The sequence below is a fragment of the Polaromonas sp. genome (genome assembly GCF_043778355.1).
Taxonomy (GTDB): domain Bacteria; phylum Pseudomonadota; class Gammaproteobacteria; order Burkholderiales; family Burkholderiaceae_C; genus Polaromonas.
The window spans coordinates 1-15,863 of sequence record NZ_JAYWHI010000095.1 but is presented as its reverse complement, the minus strand read 5'-3'; the positions used below and the strand labels follow the sequence as shown (position 1 = coordinate 15,863).

Genomic DNA, 15,863 nt, shown 5'->3' with positions numbered 1-15,863 from the left:
CGGACAGCCTGTTCAAGCCCTTCCACCGCCTGCACCATGAGACCGAGTTTGAAGGCAGCGGTATTGGCCTGGCCACGGTTCACCGCATCCTGGAGCGGCATGGCGGCACCGTACGGGCGGAGTCGGCCGAAGGCGCCGGTGCCTGTTTCTATTTTTCGTTTGACCCCCGGTTTGGGGCAGATCGCGGCTGAAAAACAGGAAGTGGCGGAGGTGGCGGCCAGCCATGCTCAGGAGGTGTGCCTGGCCGCGCGTTCAGCCGAGACGATCTGCTCCAGCAGGGCGCGCGGGTCGGTGTTGTGCGCGAACGTTCGGGCTTCGGCCTGATCGGCTTCACTGATCTCCAGCTTGTCGGCAATCGTACCCATCAGACGCAGCATCGCCGTCATTTCGCGCTCGTTGAGCAAATTGATTTGCAAATCGAGTTGGTGGCGTCTTTCATTTTCGCGGCTCGCAATGTTCTGCCCGATCATGATGAAAAAGGACAGAAAAATCGCTTCCAGCGACACCACCATGGTCAGAAAAGTGAACGGATAGGGGTCAAAGGCCAGGGAGCTGGCATTGAATCCCAGCCAGCTGGCGAAAAAAATCGCATGTAGCCACAGCACCGGCGCCGTGCCGCAGAAACCCGCAATGCGCGCAGCCATGCGGTAGGCCCAGGGACGGCGGGCCTGGCGCTCACGCTCCAGCCGCAGGATGACCTCGATGTTGCTGCGGGTCAACTGCTCAATGCTCTCCCCTGCTGGCGCAGAGGGCGCGGCAGTTCTCTGCGCACGCCCTCCTGGCCTGCCGGAAAAAACTGCCGCGTCAGCGGCGCCAGCGGCAGGCATCAGGCCGGCACGTCATGGCTGGCCAACAACTCTTCCTTGAGCGTCTTCAGGTCCGCAACCATGCCCTTGAGGTCCATGTCGCTTTTTCGCGCTTTCGGGAACATCTCGGTGCGCTCTTCCTCCACATGGTGGTCAATGTACTCACCAAGCACGATAACCTTGGCATCGAACAGTTCTTCGTCAGCGTCCATGCCCGAAATTTGCGCGATCAGGTCCTTGGCGCTGGCGTGCTCCACTTCGGCTTCGTTGAGCAGGTCGTCGTCATGGATGGCCTCACGCGCTGCGGGGTAGAAGATCTGCTCTTCAAGCTCCGCGTGGACGCTCAACTCCTTGCAGATCTTGTCGGCAATCGCTTTGCGCTCGTCGCCGGGCGCTCTGGCTTCGCTGAGTTTCTTGAACTGGGTGAACAGTTTCTTGACGGCAATGTGGTCGGCATCAAGCAGGTCAACGGCGTCGTTCATCTTGGCGGGTGCTTTGCTCATGGTGAAATTTCCTTGTGGGTGGTTATGGATTTGTTTGTCATTCACAGCACCGGTGCTGCGGTGTGGCTGGCAGTGGCCAACACACAAAAGCACTCTAGGCAGCGCCCGCAGAGGCTTGTGTCAGACGCTGTTGATCTTGTTGTAGGACGGCAGGCGTCGGCCCCGCCCCGGCCGGGGCGCCGCAGCTTGTGCGTTTTCATCTCCACGTTTGCCCGGCTTGTTATGCATCAAACCAGCCGCCAGCCCTTGTCTGGCAAGCGCCAGCAGCTATTGATTTTGTAGCGTTTGGCGAATGCTACGATCTGCGCACCCTGCACTCCCACTGGAACTTTTGATGACAAGCGCCATGGACGTTGTAACTTTTGGTGAAGCCATGATGCTGCTGGTGGCGGACCGGCCCGGCGCGCTGGAGGATGCGGCCTCTTATTACAAACGCACGGCCGGCGCGGAAACCAATGTCGCCATTGGTCTGGCCCGCCTCGGCCTGAAGGTCGGCTGGGCCAGCCGCCTGGGCACCGACATGATGGGGCGTTACCTGATCCGCGCGATGGCCGCCGAAGGCATCGACTGCTCACAGGTGGCACTCTGCGACGCGCAAGCCACCGGCTTCATGATCAAGGGCAGCGTCAGCGACGGCAGCGACCCGCCCGTTGAATACCACCGCCAAGGCTCGGCCGCCAGCCACATGGGCCCGGAGGACATCAACACGGCCTGGCTGCTGTCGGCGCGCCATCTGCATGCCACCGGCGTGTTTGCGGCGGTTTCGGCGAGCACATTGCTGTTGGCGCGCGACAGCATGGACCGCATGCGCGCCGCAGGACGCAGCGTGTCGTTCGACCCGAATCTGCGGCCCACGCTGTGGGCCTCGCCGCAGATCATGGTGGCGGCCATCAATGACCTGGCGGCGCGCGCCGACTGGGTGCTCCCAGGGCTGGAAGAAGGCCGGCTGCTGACCGGTGAGAACACCGCAGAAGGCATTGCCCACTTTTACCGAAAACGCGGCGCCAAGCTGGTGGTGGTCAAGCTCGGCAGCGAAGGCGCGTACTTCGATGGCGAACACGGGAGCGGCCGGGTCCCTGGTTTCCCGGTAGAAAAGGTCATTGACACGGTGGGCGCCGGTGATGGATTTGCGGTCGGTGTGATCAGCGCCCTGTTGGCCGGGCTGGACCTTGCGGCCGCCGTCAGGCGCGGCGCCTGGATAGGCGCGCGTGCGGTGCAGGTGCTGGGCGACAGCGAAGGCCTGCCGACACGCACGGAACTGGAAGCTGCCGAAGTTTGAGGCCAAATCCACCTCCAGCCCTTACCGAGCGGGCGCAGGTAGCTATGAAAAAGTGAGCATTTGCAAGCGGCGGGCGAGCGCCGTGCATCCGACCTCAGCGTACTCCCGGCAACTACATCGGCTGCGGTGTGGGCTGCACCTGTCCGGGGTTGGGCGGTGTGGCCAGCGGTTGCACTGGCTCGGGCGGCGGCACGTTGGGGTCAGTGGCCATGGGCTTGTCCTGTGGGTTTGTCGCCAGCAGGCTCGGTCGGCTTGCCAAGGTCGCGGATCATGCCTTCACCCTCGGGGTCGGGGCCATCGGAAGGAATGTCACGTTCACCGGTGTTGAGTTCAGGTTCTTCGTCCATGGGCGGATGCTTCTTCTGACCGGCAGCGGCGGAGGCATGGCGCTCGTAGCCGTTGCGGCCGGGGTCAGCCGGCAGCGGCGGTGTCGGGTCGGTGTTGCTGTCGTCACCGGGAGGAACCGTGTCTTGCTCCGGCGAAGGGTTCGGTTCGGCGTGCATGCTCACAGGCCCGCGGCCAGCAGGATAGGCGCTGTCTCGGTGACCACCGCAGCAGCGGCTGCCATGCTGGCACACACGGTGGTGAAGTAGGCGATCCAGGCCGCCATCAGTCGGCGTGTACGGCGGGGTTTGGCGGGGCGATGCTGGGGGGTGAGCAGTTTCATGGCGCATCCTTGGTTGAATGCCTCCATGATCACTGCGCCTTGGCAGTGGCTTTATAGGTTGCGATGCCCTGTGCTTGTCAGTGTCCGGCTGACACGGCTATCAGCCCGCAGGCGGCGCCGCCGGCTCAATGGGAATGCGCCAGCCCACTGACCACCGTGACCAGCGCAATACCCACCACCAGCCAGGCGATCTGGGCAAAGGTTTCGCGGGCGCTCAGGCGTTTTTGCAGTTGCGGGATCAGGTCGGCCAGCGCCACATAGACAAAACTGCTGGACGCGACGACCAGGAAATAAGGCAGCCAGTCCTGCAGCATGTCCACCAGCGCGTAACCGACCAGGCCGCCCAGCGCCGTCACGGCGCCAGCCAGCGACACCTTGACCAGCGCGGCGCGCTGGTTGCTGGAGGTCTGCCGCAGCACCACCAGGTCACCCATGTGGTGCGGGATCTCGTGCGCCAGCACCGCCAGCGCGGTGATCACGCCCAGGCGCATGTCGGCCACAAAGGCAGAGGCGATCAAAATACCGTCGCCAAACGCATGCACGCTGTCGCCGGTGAGCACGGCCCAGCTACCGGATTGGACCGGGTGCTTGTGGTGATGGTGAGGGTGCCCCCCATGGCCGTGCTCCAGCGGGCTGGGCGAGGTGTGCACACGTTCGGCGCGCAGGGAGTTGCTGGTGCGCACCGGCGTCAGCAACTCGCCGAGTTCCGACTCGTCGGTCCGCGGGTCGTGGTGCTCATGGCCGTGATGGTAGAGCTCGGCCTTGTCGAGCAGAAAAAAGAAAATCAACCCGACCAGCAAGGTGGCAAATAGCTCCTGCGCGCCGGCCTGGCTTTCAAAAGCCTCAGGCAGCAGATGCATGAAGGCCGTCGCCAGCAGCGCGCCAGCCGCCAGGCTCAGCATGTGGGTGGTGTAGCGCGCCAGCACGCCAAAACTCAGCAGCGCGGCCAGCCACACACTGCCGATGCCGGCGGCCAGGGTTCCGGTCAAAATTGCTATCAATGTCATAGCTGCTTGCGCCCGATCTGTAGGGGCTGGAGCCCGAAAACTTGTAAAAATCCCGACCCAGGATGATAAAGGGCCGCCGCACATCGCTGTGGGGCGACCCCGAACTCAAGCGCCGCTGATTACATCAAGCGACGCCGTTGGCCTTGAACCACGCCAGAGCGCGTTTCCAGCCGTCTTCGGCCGGCTCCTTGCGGAAACTCGGGCGGTAGTCGGCGTGGAACGCATGCGGGGCATCAGGGTACACCACAAACTGCGAGGCTTTCGCCGCCGGGCTGCCGGTGGCGAGGGCTGCTTTCATCTTATCAACCGTGTCAAGCGGGATGCCGGCATCCTGGCCGCCGTACAGGCCGAGCACCGGCGCGTTCAGGATGGGCGCAATCTCCACCGGATGTTTCGGCGTCAGCGCTGTGCTGGCGCCGACCAGGCGGCCGTACCAGGCGACGCCAGCCTTGACCGAAGGATTGTGCGCGGCGTAGAGCCAGGTCACGCGGCCGCCCCAGCAAAAGCCCGTGATACCGACCTTGCCGGTGTCGCCGCCGTTGGCGCCAGCCCATTTCACCGCGCCGTCGAGGTCGGCCATGACTTGCGCGTCAGGCACTTTGGACACCACCTCGGCCATCAGCTTGGCCATCTCGCCGTACTGGGTCGGGTCGCCCTGGCGCGCATACAGCTCGGGCGCAATCGCCAGGTACCCGGCCTTGGCAAATCGGCGCGCGGTGTCGGCAATGTATTCATGCACGCCGAAGATTTCCTGGATCACCAGGATCACCGGCAGATTGGTCTTGCCGGCAGGCGCGGCGAAATAGGCCGGTACCTTGAAGCCGTTGACCTCAAACGTGGTCTCGCCAGCTTTCAGGCCGTCGGCCGAAGTCTTGATCGCGGTTTGCGCCATGATGGGCAAGGCCGTCGCGGCATAACCGACGCCCAGCGCCGCTTTCAGTGCGGTGCGGCGGGTGGCACCGTTGTCGGTACTTTGGCCGGGGAGCAGGGAATCAAATTCGGATTTCTGGTCGCTGTTGAGCATGACGGTGTCCTCGAAGGGTGGATGAAACAGACGGTCGGAGTCTATGCCGCCGCCAAAGTTCTTGCCGGCACCGGGACATACACCGACCAACGCAGCGGCGGTCAGCGCGCGGGGCTGGACAAGCCAATCAAGGCCTGTCTGACGCCCAGCAAGACATCGCCCCACTGCCCCGGCACAGCCTGCCGAAACAGACGGATACTCGGATACCAGGGGCTGTCAGGCCGGTCCAGCAGCCAGCGCCAGTCCGGGTTGGTGGGCAGCAGCAGCCATACCGGCCGGCCAAGCGCACCGGCCAGGTGCGCGACGCTGGTGTCCACACACACCATCCCATCCAGCAGCGCACACAGCGCGGCGGTGTCGCTGAAATCGACCAGCGCATCGCCAAGGTGAAGCAGGTCCGGCCGGCTTTGCAGCACCGGCAGGTCCGCCTCTCGCACGTCTTTTTGCAGGCTCACCGGTTGCACGCTGTCGGGCAACAGCGTCAGAAACTCCGCCAGCGCGATGCTGCGTTGCCGGTCGTTCTGGTGACCGCTGCTGCCGCTCCAGACCAGGCCAACGCGAGGCCGGCTGCGCGGTCCCAGCCTGCCCTGCCATTGCGCCATTTTTTCCGGGTCGGCACGCAGGTAGGGCACGACGGCGGGGATTGTGTCCAGCCGTGTGTTGAAAGCCAGCGGCAGGCTCAGCAACGGGCATTGCAGGTCATAGGCCGGCACCGCGTCACCGGCTGCGATCACTTGATGCACACCTGCCAGCCCCTGCAGCAGGCTGCGCAGCGGCTTCTGCACTTCAAGAACAACCCGGCCGCCCAGCCGCGCCACCTCGGCGGCATAACGGCAAAACTGCAAGGTGTCGCCAAAACCCTGTTCGGCATGGAGCAGGATGGTTTTGCCGCGTAGGTCCCCCTCACCGCGCCAGCGCGGCTGCAGGAAATGCGCACTTTTGCGATGACGGTATTCCGCGCGTTCCCACCGGTATTCGTACGCGGACCAGCCCTCCTCACACTGGCCGAGCTGCAGCAGGCACAGTGACAGGCTCCAATGCGCATGGGCATCGGCGGGGTCCAGCAGCGAGGCCTGCCGGTAACTTTGCAGCGCAGCCTGCGACCGTTGCAGGGTCTGCAGGATGTTGCCGCGGTTGGTGTGAAAAGTAGCGAAATCCGGTTGCAAGGCGATGGCCCGGTCGTAACTTTCGAGCGCTTCCTGGTGACGGCCCAGGTTGTTCAGGGTGTTGGCGCGGTTGTTGAACGCCTGCGGATAGGCAGGTTGCAGCGCCAGCGCCTGGTCAAAAGCGGCCAGGGCCTGCGGATAGTGGCCCAGCAGGCGCAGCACGATGCCACGGTGGTTGTGGAAGGCTGAACGGCCCGGCTCAAGCCTGATCGCCCTGTCAAAACTTTCCAGCGCTTCGGGATACCGATCAAGCGCCTTGAGAACATTGCCGCGGTGGTGGTGGCTGTCGGCCTCGCCCGGCTGGCCCAGCTGCCGGGCCAACGCGTTGTCATAGTCGTCCAGCGCCGCTTGCCAGTCCCCCAGGTCTTGCAGCACCGCACCCCGGTTGACATAGGCCACGGCATGCTGGGGCTGCGCGTGGATGGCCTGCGTCATCAGTTCGCGCGCACGCGGCAGGTCGCGGAACTGGGCCGCCACAATGCCCGACAGGTGCAGCGCATCAAAGTGTGAGGGCTGCAATTGCAGCACCTGCGCATACAGCGCCAGCGCTTGGGGCAATTGCTGCTGCTGGTGCAGGGCCCAACCTTGCGCGAAGAGTTGTCGGACCTGTGCGGCCTGTCCGTCGGCGGGAGTCATCTGGCGCCTGTTCACACAGGCCCTAGTGCGCCTGTTCCCAGTTCGGGCCGATGCCGATTTCGGCCAGCAGCGGCACCTTGAGATCGGCAACACCGGCCATCAGGCGCGGGATTTGTGTGCGCACCCAGTCGACCTCGGCTTCGGGCACCTCGAACACCAGTTCATCGTGGACCTGCATGATCATTTTTGTCGCGCGTTTTTCGGCATCGAGTACCTGCTGCACCTTGACCATGCTGAGCTTGATCAGGTCGGCCGCCGTGCCCTGCATGGGCGCGTTGATGGCCTGCCTTTCGGCGGCTTTCTTGCGCGGGCCGTTGCCACCGTTGATCTCGGCCAGATACAGCCGCCGGCCGAAGACGGTTTCGACAAAGTGGTTGTCCTGCGCGAACACCACGGTTTGCTCCATGTAGTTCTTGACACCTGGATAACGCTGAAAATACTTGTCGATATAGGCCGCCGCGGCCTTGGTTTCAATCCCGAGGTTGCGCGCCAGGCCGAAGCTGCTCATGCCGTAGATCAGCCCGAAGTTGATGACCTTGGCATAACGCCGCTGTTCGCTGCTGACCTGGGCCAGGTCCACGCTGAACACCTCGGCGGCCGTGGCCTTGTGCACGTCCAGGCCGTCGGTGAAGGCGCGCAGCAAGGCCTCGTCACCGCTGAGGTGAGCCATGATGCGCAGCTCGATCTGCGAGTAGTCGGCACTGGCGATCACACTGCCCGCTGGCGCCACAAAGGCCTCGCGCACACGCCGGCCTTCAGGCGTGCGCACCGGTATGTTTTGCAGATTGGGATCGTTGCTCGACAGGCGCCCGGTCACGGCAACCGCCTGTGCGTAGTGTGTGTGCACGCGGCCGGTTCGCGGGTGCGCAAGCTGCGCCAGCTTGTCGGTGTAGGTGCCCTTGAGCTTGGACAGCGAGCGGTGTTCCAGCAGCTTGGCCGGCAGCGGGTAGTCCTCGGCGAGTTTTTCCAGCACTTCCTCGTCGGTGCTGCGCGCGCCGCTCGGGGTTTTCTTGATCACCGGCATGCCCAGCTTGTCGAAGAATATTTCGCCGAGCTGCTTGGGGCTGCCCAGGTTGAAGGGCTGGCCGGCGATCTCATAGGCTTCGGCTTCAAGCTGCAGGATGCGCTGACCGAGTTCGTGGCTCTGGGTGGCCAGCATGGGCGCGTCGATCAGCACGCCGTTGCGCTCGATGCGGTACAGCGCTTCGCTGCTTTGCATCTCCAGCTCATAAATAAACCGCAGCTTGTCGTTGACCTGCAGTTGTGGCCAGAGCACACGGTGCACATCCAGCGTCTGGTCCGAGTCTTCGCACGAATATTCGGCAGCCTTGGCAATGTCGACCTGGTTGAACTTGATCTGGTGCGCGCCCTTGCCGCACAGGTCTTCGTAGTTGATGCCGCTGCGTCCCACATGGCGCTCGGCCAGGCTGGCCAGGCCGTGCGGCTTGGTCACTTCCAGCACATAACTCTGCAGCATGGTGTCGTGGGCATAACCCTGCACCTCGATGCCGTGGTTGGCAAACACATGCCTGTCGTATTTGACGTGTTGCCCGAGCTTGGCTTTGGCCGGGTTCTCCAGCCAGGGTTTGAGCCGCGCCAGCACCTCGTCACGCGGCAACTGCGCAGGCACATCCGGGTAGTCGTGGGTCAGCGGAATGTAGGCGGCTTCGCCGGGCTTGACGCTGAAGCTCAGACCAACGATTTGCGCCAGCATTTCGTCGAGTGAGGTGGTCTCGGTGTCCAGCGCCACCAGGTCCCCCGCTTCGATTTTCGCGAGCCAGGTGTCGAACAGCTCCCAGCTCAGCACGGTGTCGTAATGCAGGTTGGTCGTGCGTTCGGCCAGCGGCGGCGAGTCCACCGGGGCCGGTTCATCAAACAAGCCGGGCGACGCGGCATCGACGGCCCTGGCTTTGGGCTGGGCCTGGCGCCCCTCGGGCGCGCTGATCAGCTCCGGCGGTGTGTTTTCAGTCGTGATCTGCCGGACCAGGCCCTTGAAGCCGTATTTCTCATAAAAGTCCTTGAGCGCCTCCGTCTGCTGAGGCCCCATGGCGATGGCGTCCATGCCAGGCAGACCGGCGATGTAATCCCCCAGCTCGCAGTCTTTCTTGATGGTCAGGAGCTCGCGGCCCCTGGGCAGCCAATCCAGGGTCTGACGCAGGTTCTCGCCGACCACGCCCTTGATCTCGTCGGCGCGCGCCACCAGCGCATCGAGCGAACCGTATTCGAGCAGCCACTTGACGGCGGTCTTCGGACCGACCTTGGGCACACCCGGCACGTTGTCCACCGCGTCGCCGACCAGGGTCTGGTAATCGACCATCAGGCGCGGCGGCACGCCGAACTCGGCTTCGACGCCGGCCAGGTCACGGCGTCTGTCGTTCATGGTGTCGATCACCGTGATGTGTTCATCGACGAGCTGACTCAAATCCTTGTCGCCACTGGAGATGATGACTTCAATGGCCTGCTTCGAGGCCATGCAGGCCAGCGTGCCGATCACGTCGTCGGCCTCGACGCCCGGCACGTCCAGCACCTTCCAGCCAAGCAGCCGAACCACCTCATGGATGGGCGCGACCTGGCTGCGCAGGTCGTCGGGCATGGGCGAACGCTGGGCCTTGTAGTCGGGATAAAGCGCGTCGCGGAAGGTCGGGCCCTTGGCGTCGAACACACAGACCGCGTAGTCAGCCCGCACGTCCTTGCGCAGTTTCTGCATCATGTTGACCATGCCGCGTATCGCGCCGGTGGCCGGGCTGGCCGGATCAGCGGGGTCGGCGCGCAGGTCGGGCATGGCATGAAAAGCGCGGTACAGGTAGCTGGAGCCGTCCACCAGCAGCAAGGTTTTTTTATCGGTGCTCATGAACCTGATTGTCAGCTATATCCATGGGCGCGCCGCCACCCTACAATGCATCCATGCACCACCCAATTTGCTCCCTTCTGCTCGCTGGCGCCGCTGCCACGTTGGCCGGCGCCCCGGCCCTGGCCCAGACGGTGGCACCCGCCCCTGCCCTGCAACCTGGCACCAACCCAAGCAGCACCCGGCCGGAGCCGGCGATCCAGCGCATTCGTACCGAAGACGCCGGTTCGCGCATCGACGAACTGCGTGTCGGCGGCGAAACCCAGAGCATCACGGTGCAACCCAAGGCCGACATGCCGGCTTATGAAGTTCTGCCTTCCGAAGCCACCAAGGGCGGCGGCACAGGCCCGTCCAAATCGGGTCCCGGTGCCACCGGCAGCCGTGTCTGGAACGTGCTGAAGTTCTAGCCTTTCGTTCCCCGCTTCCGGTTTCCAGTTCCAGGCATGGCCGTCTACACCGAAGTCTCGCTTGACGAGGCAGCCCCCCTTTTTGAGTCGCTCGGACTGGGGCAGTTGCAAACCATCACCGCCTGCGCCGGCGGCATCGAAAACACCAACTATTTCGTGGACACCGACCAGGGCCGCTATGTGCTGACCCTGTTCGAGCGCCTGAGCTTCGAGCAGTTGCCGTTCTATCTGCACCTGATGAAACACCTGGCGCAGCACGGCATTCCGGTGCCTGAGCCGCAGGCCATCGTAGCCGGCGGCGATGGACCACCGGGCGAGATCCTGCTGCGTCTGAAGGACAAGCCCGCCGCCGTGGTGAACCGCTTGCGCGGCCGAAGCGAACTGGCGCCCACGCCCGCGCATTGCGCCGCAGTCGGCGAAACCCTGGCGCGCATGCACCTGGCCGGCCGCGACTTTGCGCGCAGCCAGCCCAACCTGCGCGGCCTGGCCTGGTGGAACGAGACCGTGCCGGTGGTGCTGCCGCACCTGGACGCGTCGCAAAGCCGCTTGATCCGCTCTGAACTGGCTTACCAGAACCACATCGCGGCCTCGTCCGGCTGGCAGGCCTTGCCGCGCGGGCCCATCCATGCCGACCTGTTCAGGGACAACGTGATGTTTGACAGCGAAGGTGGCGCGCCCGAGCTGACCGGGTTTTTCGATTTTTATTTCGCGGGCTGCGACAGCTTTCTGTTTGACATCGGCGTCAGCCTGAACGACTGGTGTATCCATCTGGACAGCGGCGCGCATGATGCGGCGCGGGCCGATGCCTTCCTGGCGGCCTACCAGACGGTCCGCCGCCTGACCCCGCAGGAGCGTACGCTGCTGCCGGCGATGCAACGCGCTGGCGCGTTGCGCTTCTGGATCTCGCGGCTGTGGGACTTTCACTTGCCGCGCGAAGCCGCGCTGCTGCAGGCCCATGACCCCGGCCATTTCGAGCGCGTGCTGCGCGAACGGGTGCACCATCCCCACGGCGTATCTGACTGACGCCGCCTTGTTTGCGGCGCTTGAGAAATGTTGCCGGCTCGCCATCTTTTCAAGCAAACTTCAACGCTGGCGTTAAATTGTTCACCCTATCGCCTTTTTTCACGGCACAAGTGAAACCCTTTTGCCCTGAATCTCTCAATAAGCCATCCTCGCAATGAAACTCAACATCGTTCCTGCACGCACCGGTATCACATGGGTCAAGCTCGGCATCCGCACGTTCTTCAAACAGCCGCTGGCGCTGGCTGGGCTGTTTTTCATGTACATGGCGGCGGCCACGCTGGCATCGCTGATTCCCCTGGTGGGGGTGGTGCTGGCACTGGCCATCGTGCCGGCCGCCACACTGGGTCTGATGGCCGCCACGCGGGAGGCCACCAAGGGCCGATTTCCGATGCCGGCCATCCTGATCAGCGCCTTTCGGGCCGGCCAGCAACGTGCGCGCGCCATGATGGTTCTGGGCTTTCTGTATGCAGCCGCCTGCCTGCTGATTGTCTCCATCGTGCCGCTTTTTGTGGATGCGCCGGTCAGCCGCGAAAGCGCGCTTTCACCCGAGATGCAGGGCGTGATGCTGCTGGTGATGGTGCTGTACCTGCCGGTGTCTGTGCTGTTCTGGCACGCGCCGGCCTTGGTCCATTGGCATGGTGTGACACCGGTCAAGAGCCTGTTTTTCAGCGCTGTGGTGTGTTTCAGGAATGCCGGCGCCTACACCGTGTTCGGTATCGCCTGGATGGTGGTGCTGATGCTGATCGGCCTTGTCGTCACCTTGCTGGTCGGCCTGCTGGCCAGCCCCGAGGCCGCTGCCGCCCTGATCATGCCGGTGGCCTTGCTGATGGCAGCCATGTTTTCGACCTCGATTTATTTCACTTTCGAGGGTAGCTTTGAAGCCACGCCCACCGACGAACCCATCGCTCCTGGAGACACACCATGACCCAGCACCTGCTGCAAGGCCGGCAAGACAACGAAATCCTGTGGTACCAGCGGCGCGATGTGATCAAGGCGGCAGCCGCCTGGGTGGCCCTGGGCGGACTGCCGGCGGCGATGGCGCAGCAGCGCAGCAACATCGTGCAACTGACGGGAGACGCGACGATCAACGGCGCCCCCCTGAGCCCGCAACAATCGATTCAGACCGGTGACGCGATCCAGACCGGGCCGGGCTCCAACCTGATCTTTGTGATTGGCAATGCCTCGTTCCAGGTCCGGCAGAACTCCCGGCTGTCGGTCGAACGCGGCGCCACACTCAACGCGGTCAGCCTGCTGCGATTGCTGACCGGTGCGGTCGCCAGCGTCTGGGGTAAGGGCGTGGACCGCAGCATCGTGCTGCCCACGCTGACCGCCGGCATACGCGGCACCGGTGTCTACGCGGAAATCTTTGCCGACCGGGGAGACCGCAACTACTTCTGTAATTGTTACGGCACCGTCGACGTGGGCGCGGGCACTGAAAAACGGATCTCGCAAGCCGACTACCACCAGGCCTTCTGGGCAGATGCCACCCCCAACCCTGAAGGCAAATTTCTGACTCCTGCCGGGGCGCTGAACCACAGCGATGAAGAGATGGAATTCCTGGCTGGCCTGCTTGGGCAGCGAACCACATGGCAAGTGGCCGGCCGAAAAGGCAGCCGGGACGGCAGCGGGTCAATGACCTACTAGGGCCTTGACTGTCAGTACGCCTCCCCCGAGGCGTTTTGCAGTTTCCTGACCAGCCCGACCAGTTGCGGGCGCACCTCGGTCATCAAAAATTGCGGCGACAGCTTGAAGCCTGGCCCGCCGCAACTGACCACCATCACCGCGCGCCCCCCCTCGGGGCGAAAAGCTGCGGCGATGGCGTTGACATCTTTCTGCCAGTCACCGAAAGACGCGCAGCAGCCGTGCTCGCGGTAATGGGCCAGCGCCAGTTCAATGCCGGCGCGCGTGACCGGCCAGGCTTTCTCGTCATGCGTACGAATCCGCTCCATCAGGTCGCTGCGTTCGCTGTCGCTGCAGCCAGCCAGGTAAGCACGCCCCATGGCGGTCTGCGCCAGCGGGATGCGTGAGCCGACATCCAGGCTCAGGGTCAACGCCGACTCGCTGCGGCAGTTTTCGACATAAATCATGCTGAACCGGTCGCGCACACCCAACGACACCATGGCCTGCGAACTGTCGGCCAGATCCTGCATCAAGGGCCGGGCCATCTGGCGCATGTCCATGCGGGCCAGCATGGCACCGCCCAAAGCCAGCACCGCGCTGCCCAGGCGGTAACCGGTCGCACCTTTGCCATCGGTCGCCGGGACCAGGTAGCCCTGGCGCGTCAACGTGTAGGTCAGCCTGGAAATCGTGGACTTGGGCAAGCCGCAGCGGCGAGCCAGTTCCTGGTTGCCGAGCATGCGGTCGCGCGAGCGAAACGCACTGAGCACATCGAGCCCGCGCGCAAGGGCGGTCACGAAATGCCGGTCTGGCTTGGCCTGGACCGGCCGGGCCGGCGGTTTGGGGACAGAGGGGGAAAGTGGTTGCTGGGCGGCCATAATGATTCTGCATTGCGGAATCAAAATTCTACAGTAAGCGGAAATCACTGTCACCTACGCGCCTCGGACTCCGGGAATTCCTTAGCTATATCAATGAAATACTCTTACAGAATGCGCAGGCTACATTTGTGGCTTCGTATTCTGCAATGCAGAATTTATAAATATAACGAGGAGATGACATGCGATTGAAGAACAAGCACTGGTTGGCGATGATCGCCATGGCCATGACGGCTGGGCTGGCGCAAGCAGCACCTGGGCGCGAGGACATCGTGATCGGCCAGGTGGCTCCGCTGACCGGCGTCATCGCCGGCACCGGCGACGAATACGTGGCCGGTGGCGCGGCCTACTTTGCGCATGTCAACGCCAATGGCGGCATCTACGGCCGCAAGATTCGCGTCGTGCTCAAGGACGACAGCTACAAGCCCGACCAGACCCTGGCGCAGACACGGCAATTGCTGGCCGAGGACAAACCGCTGGCGCTGTTCGGTTTTGTGGGCACCGGCAACGTGCTGGCCCTGAACAAAAACAAGGTGCTGTCGGATGCCGGCATCGCGCTGCTCGCGCCTTACACCGGCGCCCAGGATTTGCGCGAACCGATGAACCCGAACATCTTCCACATTCGCGCCAGCTACACCGACGAAACCGCGCGCATGGTGGAGCATCTGCACACCATCGGTCTGCGCCGCTTCGCGGTGATGTACCAGGACGACCCCTTCGGCAAGAGCGGGCTGGCCGGCGCCGAGTCCGCCATGCAGAAGCTCGGCCTGCAGCCAGTCGCCCGAGGCGGCTACGACCGGACCAAACCCGAGGACATTGACGCCGCAGTGGCGGCCATCGCCCCGGCCAATCCGGACGCCATCATCATGGTCGCGGTCAACCGCGCCTCGGCCGCCTTCATCAAAAAGATGCGGGCCCAGGGCAGCAAGGCGCGCCTGTTCAGCATCTCGGTGGTCAACTTCAAGGAGTTGCTGAAAAACGCAGGCGAGGAAAACGCACGCGGCATCGGCATTTCCCAGGTCATGCCCTACCCCTACTCGACACTGGTGCCGGTCGCGCGCGAGTTTCAGACGCTGATGAAGAAGTACCAGCCTGAAAAAGTGGTGTCCTACGCGAGCATGGAGTCCTTTATCGCCGCCAAGATTCTGGTTGAAGCGATCCAGCGCTCGGGCGCCGACCCGACGCGCCAGAAAATCATCACGCAACTCGACAAGATGAACAGCTACGACGTGGGCGGTTTCAAGGTGAGTTTTTCACCCGACAACCATGTGGGCTCGAAGTTTGTCGAAGTGACGGTGATAGGCCGCGACGGCAAACTGCTGCGCTAAGCCGGGCCGTCCGATGCCGCCCGCTCAGGCGGCGCGCCGGACCTCGAGGATTTCAAAGTCGATGGCTTCGCGGTAAACCTTGGGGTCGCTCAAGGCCAGATGCAGCAATATCCTGGCCGCATGGGCCTTGACGACGCGGCCCAACAGGGCGCCGACCAACACCATCGGCAGCCCCCACCAGAAATAGCCAGACAGCGCCAGCGCGGCGCCTATGCCCAGCAGCGGCAGCGAGATGCCGATAACAAACAGGCGGTGCTTGACATATTTTTGTGCACGCTCGGGGTTGACGATCAGGCGGAAGCGCCCCATGGGCAGTCCGGTCTTGAATTCCTGGTGGCTCACCTCGACAGTGTTGTCGTCGGCCGATGGGCTTGTCTCTGTCTCGTTCATTGTTGTTCCGGGGACGGTTGATCGGTCTGCGCCATCTTACCCAAGGCGAATCCGGGTTACACCACGGTGAGTTTGGCCACGCTCAGTGCCAGCCATTTGACGCCATGGCGCGTGAAGTTGATCTGGGCCCGCGCGTCATCGCCGCTGCCTTCGAGCATCATCACCCGGCCTTCGCCGAACTTGGCATGGAACACCTCCATACCGGTCTTCAGGCCGTGCGCCGGCGCATTGCGCTGCGGCGGCACCACCGGGTTGGCAAACGTCTCGCCACCCGATTTTCTTGAGGC

General features: G+C 63.6%; 18 protein-coding genes. 7 read left to right on the top strand and 11 right to left on the bottom strand.

Annotated elements, in window-relative coordinates; translation table 11 throughout:
• The first annotated feature begins 8 nt into the window (after positions 1-8).
• A complete protein-coding gene (locus ACH2CW_RS13620) occupies positions 9-191 on the top strand; it encodes an ATP-binding protein (protein WP_395059074.1) in 183 nt (60 codons plus the stop codon).
• Positions 192-227: 36 nt separating this feature from the next.
• On the opposite strand, the gene ACH2CW_RS13615 is transcribed toward ACH2CW_RS13620, so the two are convergent.
• Complete coding sequence (locus ACH2CW_RS13615) at positions 228-719, bottom strand: DUF1003 domain-containing protein (RefSeq protein ID WP_395059017.1); 492 nt, start codon at positions 717-719, stop codon at positions 228-230.
• Between the two features lie 107 nt (positions 720-826).
• Entirely contained in the window at positions 827-1,309 is a 483-nt protein-coding gene (locus ACH2CW_RS13610; protein WP_395059015.1) for a hemerythrin domain-containing protein, read from the bottom strand.
• A 334-nt stretch (positions 1,310-1,643) separates the two neighbouring features.
• On the opposite strand from ACH2CW_RS13610, the gene ACH2CW_RS13605 reads away from it, so the two are divergent.
• A complete protein-coding gene (locus tag ACH2CW_RS13605) occupies positions 1,644-2,588 on the top strand; it encodes a sugar kinase (protein WP_395059013.1) in 945 nt (314 codons plus the stop codon).
• A gap of 200 nt (positions 2,589-2,788) precedes the next feature.
• Here the strand turns inward: ACH2CW_RS13605 and ACH2CW_RS13600 are convergent, their stop codons facing one another.
• The 6 genes from ACH2CW_RS13600 to polA all read right to left on the bottom strand — a co-directional run bounded on the left by ACH2CW_RS13600 (position 2,789) and on the right by polA (position 9,939).
• The gene (locus ACH2CW_RS13600; protein WP_395059011.1) at positions 2,789-3,091 is read right to left on the bottom strand and encodes a hypothetical protein; all 303 of its coding nucleotides are present in this window, start codon (positions 3,089-3,091) and stop codon (positions 2,789-2,791) included.
• Between the two features lie 2 nt (positions 3,092-3,093).
• A complete protein-coding gene (locus tag ACH2CW_RS13595) occupies positions 3,094-3,255 on the bottom strand; it encodes a hypothetical protein (protein ID WP_395059009.1) in 162 nt (53 codons plus the stop codon).
• 125 nt (positions 3,256-3,380) lie between these two features.
• Entirely contained in the window at positions 3,381-4,262 is an 882-nt protein-coding gene (locus tag ACH2CW_RS13590; RefSeq protein WP_395059007.1) for a ZIP family metal transporter, read from the bottom strand.
• Between the two features lie 124 nt (positions 4,263-4,386).
• Positions 4,387-5,286, bottom strand: a complete 900-nt coding sequence (locus ACH2CW_RS13585) for a dienelactone hydrolase family protein (protein ID WP_395059005.1) — start codon at positions 5,284-5,286, stop codon at positions 4,387-4,389.
• Positions 5,287-5,387: 101 nt separating this feature from the next.
• Positions 5,388-7,088 carry a tetratricopeptide repeat protein gene (locus ACH2CW_RS13580; protein ID WP_395059003.1) on the bottom strand — a complete coding sequence of 567 codons (1,701 nt, stop codon included), beginning with the start codon at positions 7,086-7,088 and terminating at the stop codon, positions 5,388-5,390.
• Between the two features lie 22 nt (positions 7,089-7,110).
• Complete coding sequence (gene polA / locus ACH2CW_RS13575) at positions 7,111-9,939, bottom strand: DNA polymerase I (RefSeq protein WP_395059001.1); 2,829 nt, start codon at positions 9,937-9,939, stop codon at positions 7,111-7,113.
• Between the two features lie 53 nt (positions 9,940-9,992).
• Here polA and ACH2CW_RS13570 point away from each other — a divergent pair, with 53 nt between their 5' ends.
• The 4 genes from ACH2CW_RS13570 to ACH2CW_RS13555 all read left to right on the top strand — a co-directional run bounded on the left by ACH2CW_RS13570 (position 9,993) and on the right by ACH2CW_RS13555 (position 13,010).
• On the top strand, positions 9,993-10,343 hold the full coding sequence (locus tag ACH2CW_RS13570) for a hypothetical protein (RefSeq protein WP_395059000.1): 351 nt from the start codon (positions 9,993-9,995) through the stop codon (positions 10,341-10,343).
• A gap of 36 nt (positions 10,344-10,379) precedes the next feature.
• A complete protein-coding gene (locus ACH2CW_RS13565; protein WP_395058999.1) occupies positions 10,380-11,366 on the top strand; it encodes a homoserine kinase in 987 nt (328 codons plus the stop codon).
• A 154-nt stretch (positions 11,367-11,520) separates the two neighbouring features.
• A complete protein-coding gene (locus tag ACH2CW_RS13560; RefSeq protein ID WP_395058997.1) occupies positions 11,521-12,291 on the top strand; it encodes a BPSS1780 family membrane protein in 771 nt (256 codons plus the stop codon).
• A complete protein-coding gene (locus tag ACH2CW_RS13555) occupies positions 12,288-13,010 on the top strand; it encodes an iron dicitrate transport regulator FecR (RefSeq protein WP_395058995.1) in 723 nt (240 codons plus the stop codon). Before ACH2CW_RS13560 ends, ACH2CW_RS13555 begins: the two co-directional genes overlap by 4 nt.
• A gap of 11 nt (positions 13,011-13,021) precedes the next feature.
• On the opposite strand, the gene ACH2CW_RS13550 is transcribed toward ACH2CW_RS13555, so the two are convergent.
• Positions 13,022-13,861 (bottom strand): IclR family transcriptional regulator, encoded by an 840-nt coding sequence (locus ACH2CW_RS13550; RefSeq protein ID WP_395058993.1) that lies wholly within the window; start codon positions 13,859-13,861, stop codon positions 13,022-13,024.
• 179 nt (positions 13,862-14,040) lie between these two features.
• Between ACH2CW_RS13550 and ACH2CW_RS13545 the strand changes: the two genes are divergently transcribed.
• Positions 14,041-15,186: an ABC transporter substrate-binding protein gene (locus ACH2CW_RS13545; RefSeq protein ID WP_395058991.1), complete on the top strand. Its 1,146-nt coding sequence runs from the start codon at positions 14,041-14,043 to the stop codon at positions 15,184-15,186.
• 24 nt (positions 15,187-15,210) lie between these two features.
• On the opposite strand, the gene ACH2CW_RS13540 is transcribed toward ACH2CW_RS13545, so the two are convergent.
• Both ACH2CW_RS13540 and ACH2CW_RS13535 read right to left on the bottom strand, forming a co-directional pair.
• Entirely contained in the window at positions 15,211-15,576 is a 366-nt protein-coding gene (locus ACH2CW_RS13540; RefSeq protein ID WP_395058989.1) for a hypothetical protein, read from the bottom strand.
• Positions 15,577-15,632: 56 nt separating this feature from the next.
• On the bottom strand, positions 15,633-15,863 hold a 231-nt coding region (locus ACH2CW_RS13535), incomplete at its 5' end, for a hypothetical protein (RefSeq protein WP_395058987.1).

What these genes read in the sequence shown, in the direction of transcription:
- ACH2CW_RS13610 (WP_395059015.1), bottom strand. Translation starts at nt 1,309, where the DNA reads ATGAGCAAAGCACCCGCCAAGATGAACGACGCCGTTGACCTGCTTGAT.
- ACH2CW_RS13605 (WP_395059013.1), top strand. Translation starts at nt 1,644, where the DNA reads ATGACAAGCGCCATGGACGTTGTAACTTTTGGTGAAGCCATGATGCTG.
- ACH2CW_RS13600 (WP_395059011.1), bottom strand. Translation starts at nt 3,091, where the DNA reads ATGCACGCCGAACCGAACCCTTCGCCGGAGCAAGACACGGTTCCTCCC.
- ACH2CW_RS13595 (WP_395059009.1), bottom strand. Translation starts at nt 3,255, where the DNA reads ATGAAACTGCTCACCCCCCAGCATCGCCCCGCCAAACCCCGCCGTACA.
- ACH2CW_RS13590 (WP_395059007.1), bottom strand. Translation starts at nt 4,262, where the DNA reads ATGACATTGATAGCAATTTTGACCGGAACCCTGGCCGCCGGCATCGGC.
- ACH2CW_RS13585 (WP_395059005.1), bottom strand. Translation starts at nt 5,286, where the DNA reads ATGCTCAACAGCGACCAGAAATCCGAATTTGATTCCCTGCTCCCCGGC.
- ACH2CW_RS13580 (WP_395059003.1), bottom strand. Translation starts at nt 7,088, where the DNA reads ATGACTCCCGCCGACGGACAGGCCGCACAGGTCCGACAACTCTTCGCG.
- polA (WP_395059001.1), bottom strand. Translation starts at nt 9,939, where the DNA reads ATGAGCACCGATAAAAAAACCTTGCTGCTGGTGGACGGCTCCAGCTAC.
- ACH2CW_RS13570 (WP_395059000.1), top strand. Translation starts at nt 9,993, where the DNA reads ATGCACCACCCAATTTGCTCCCTTCTGCTCGCTGGCGCCGCTGCCACG.
- ACH2CW_RS13565 (WP_395058999.1), top strand. Translation starts at nt 10,380, where the DNA reads ATGGCCGTCTACACCGAAGTCTCGCTTGACGAGGCAGCCCCCCTTTTT.
- ACH2CW_RS13560 (WP_395058997.1), top strand. Translation starts at nt 11,521, where the DNA reads ATGAAACTCAACATCGTTCCTGCACGCACCGGTATCACATGGGTCAAG.
- ACH2CW_RS13555 (WP_395058995.1), top strand. Translation starts at nt 12,288, where the DNA reads ATGACCCAGCACCTGCTGCAAGGCCGGCAAGACAACGAAATCCTGTGG.
- ACH2CW_RS13550 (WP_395058993.1), bottom strand. Translation starts at nt 13,861, where the DNA reads ATGGCCGCCCAGCAACCACTTTCCCCCTCTGTCCCCAAACCGCCGGCC.
- ACH2CW_RS13545 (WP_395058991.1), top strand. Translation starts at nt 14,041, where the DNA reads ATGCGATTGAAGAACAAGCACTGGTTGGCGATGATCGCCATGGCCATG.
- ACH2CW_RS13540 (WP_395058989.1), bottom strand. Translation starts at nt 15,576, where the DNA reads ATGAACGAGACAGAGACAAGCCCATCGGCCGACGACAACACTGTCGAG.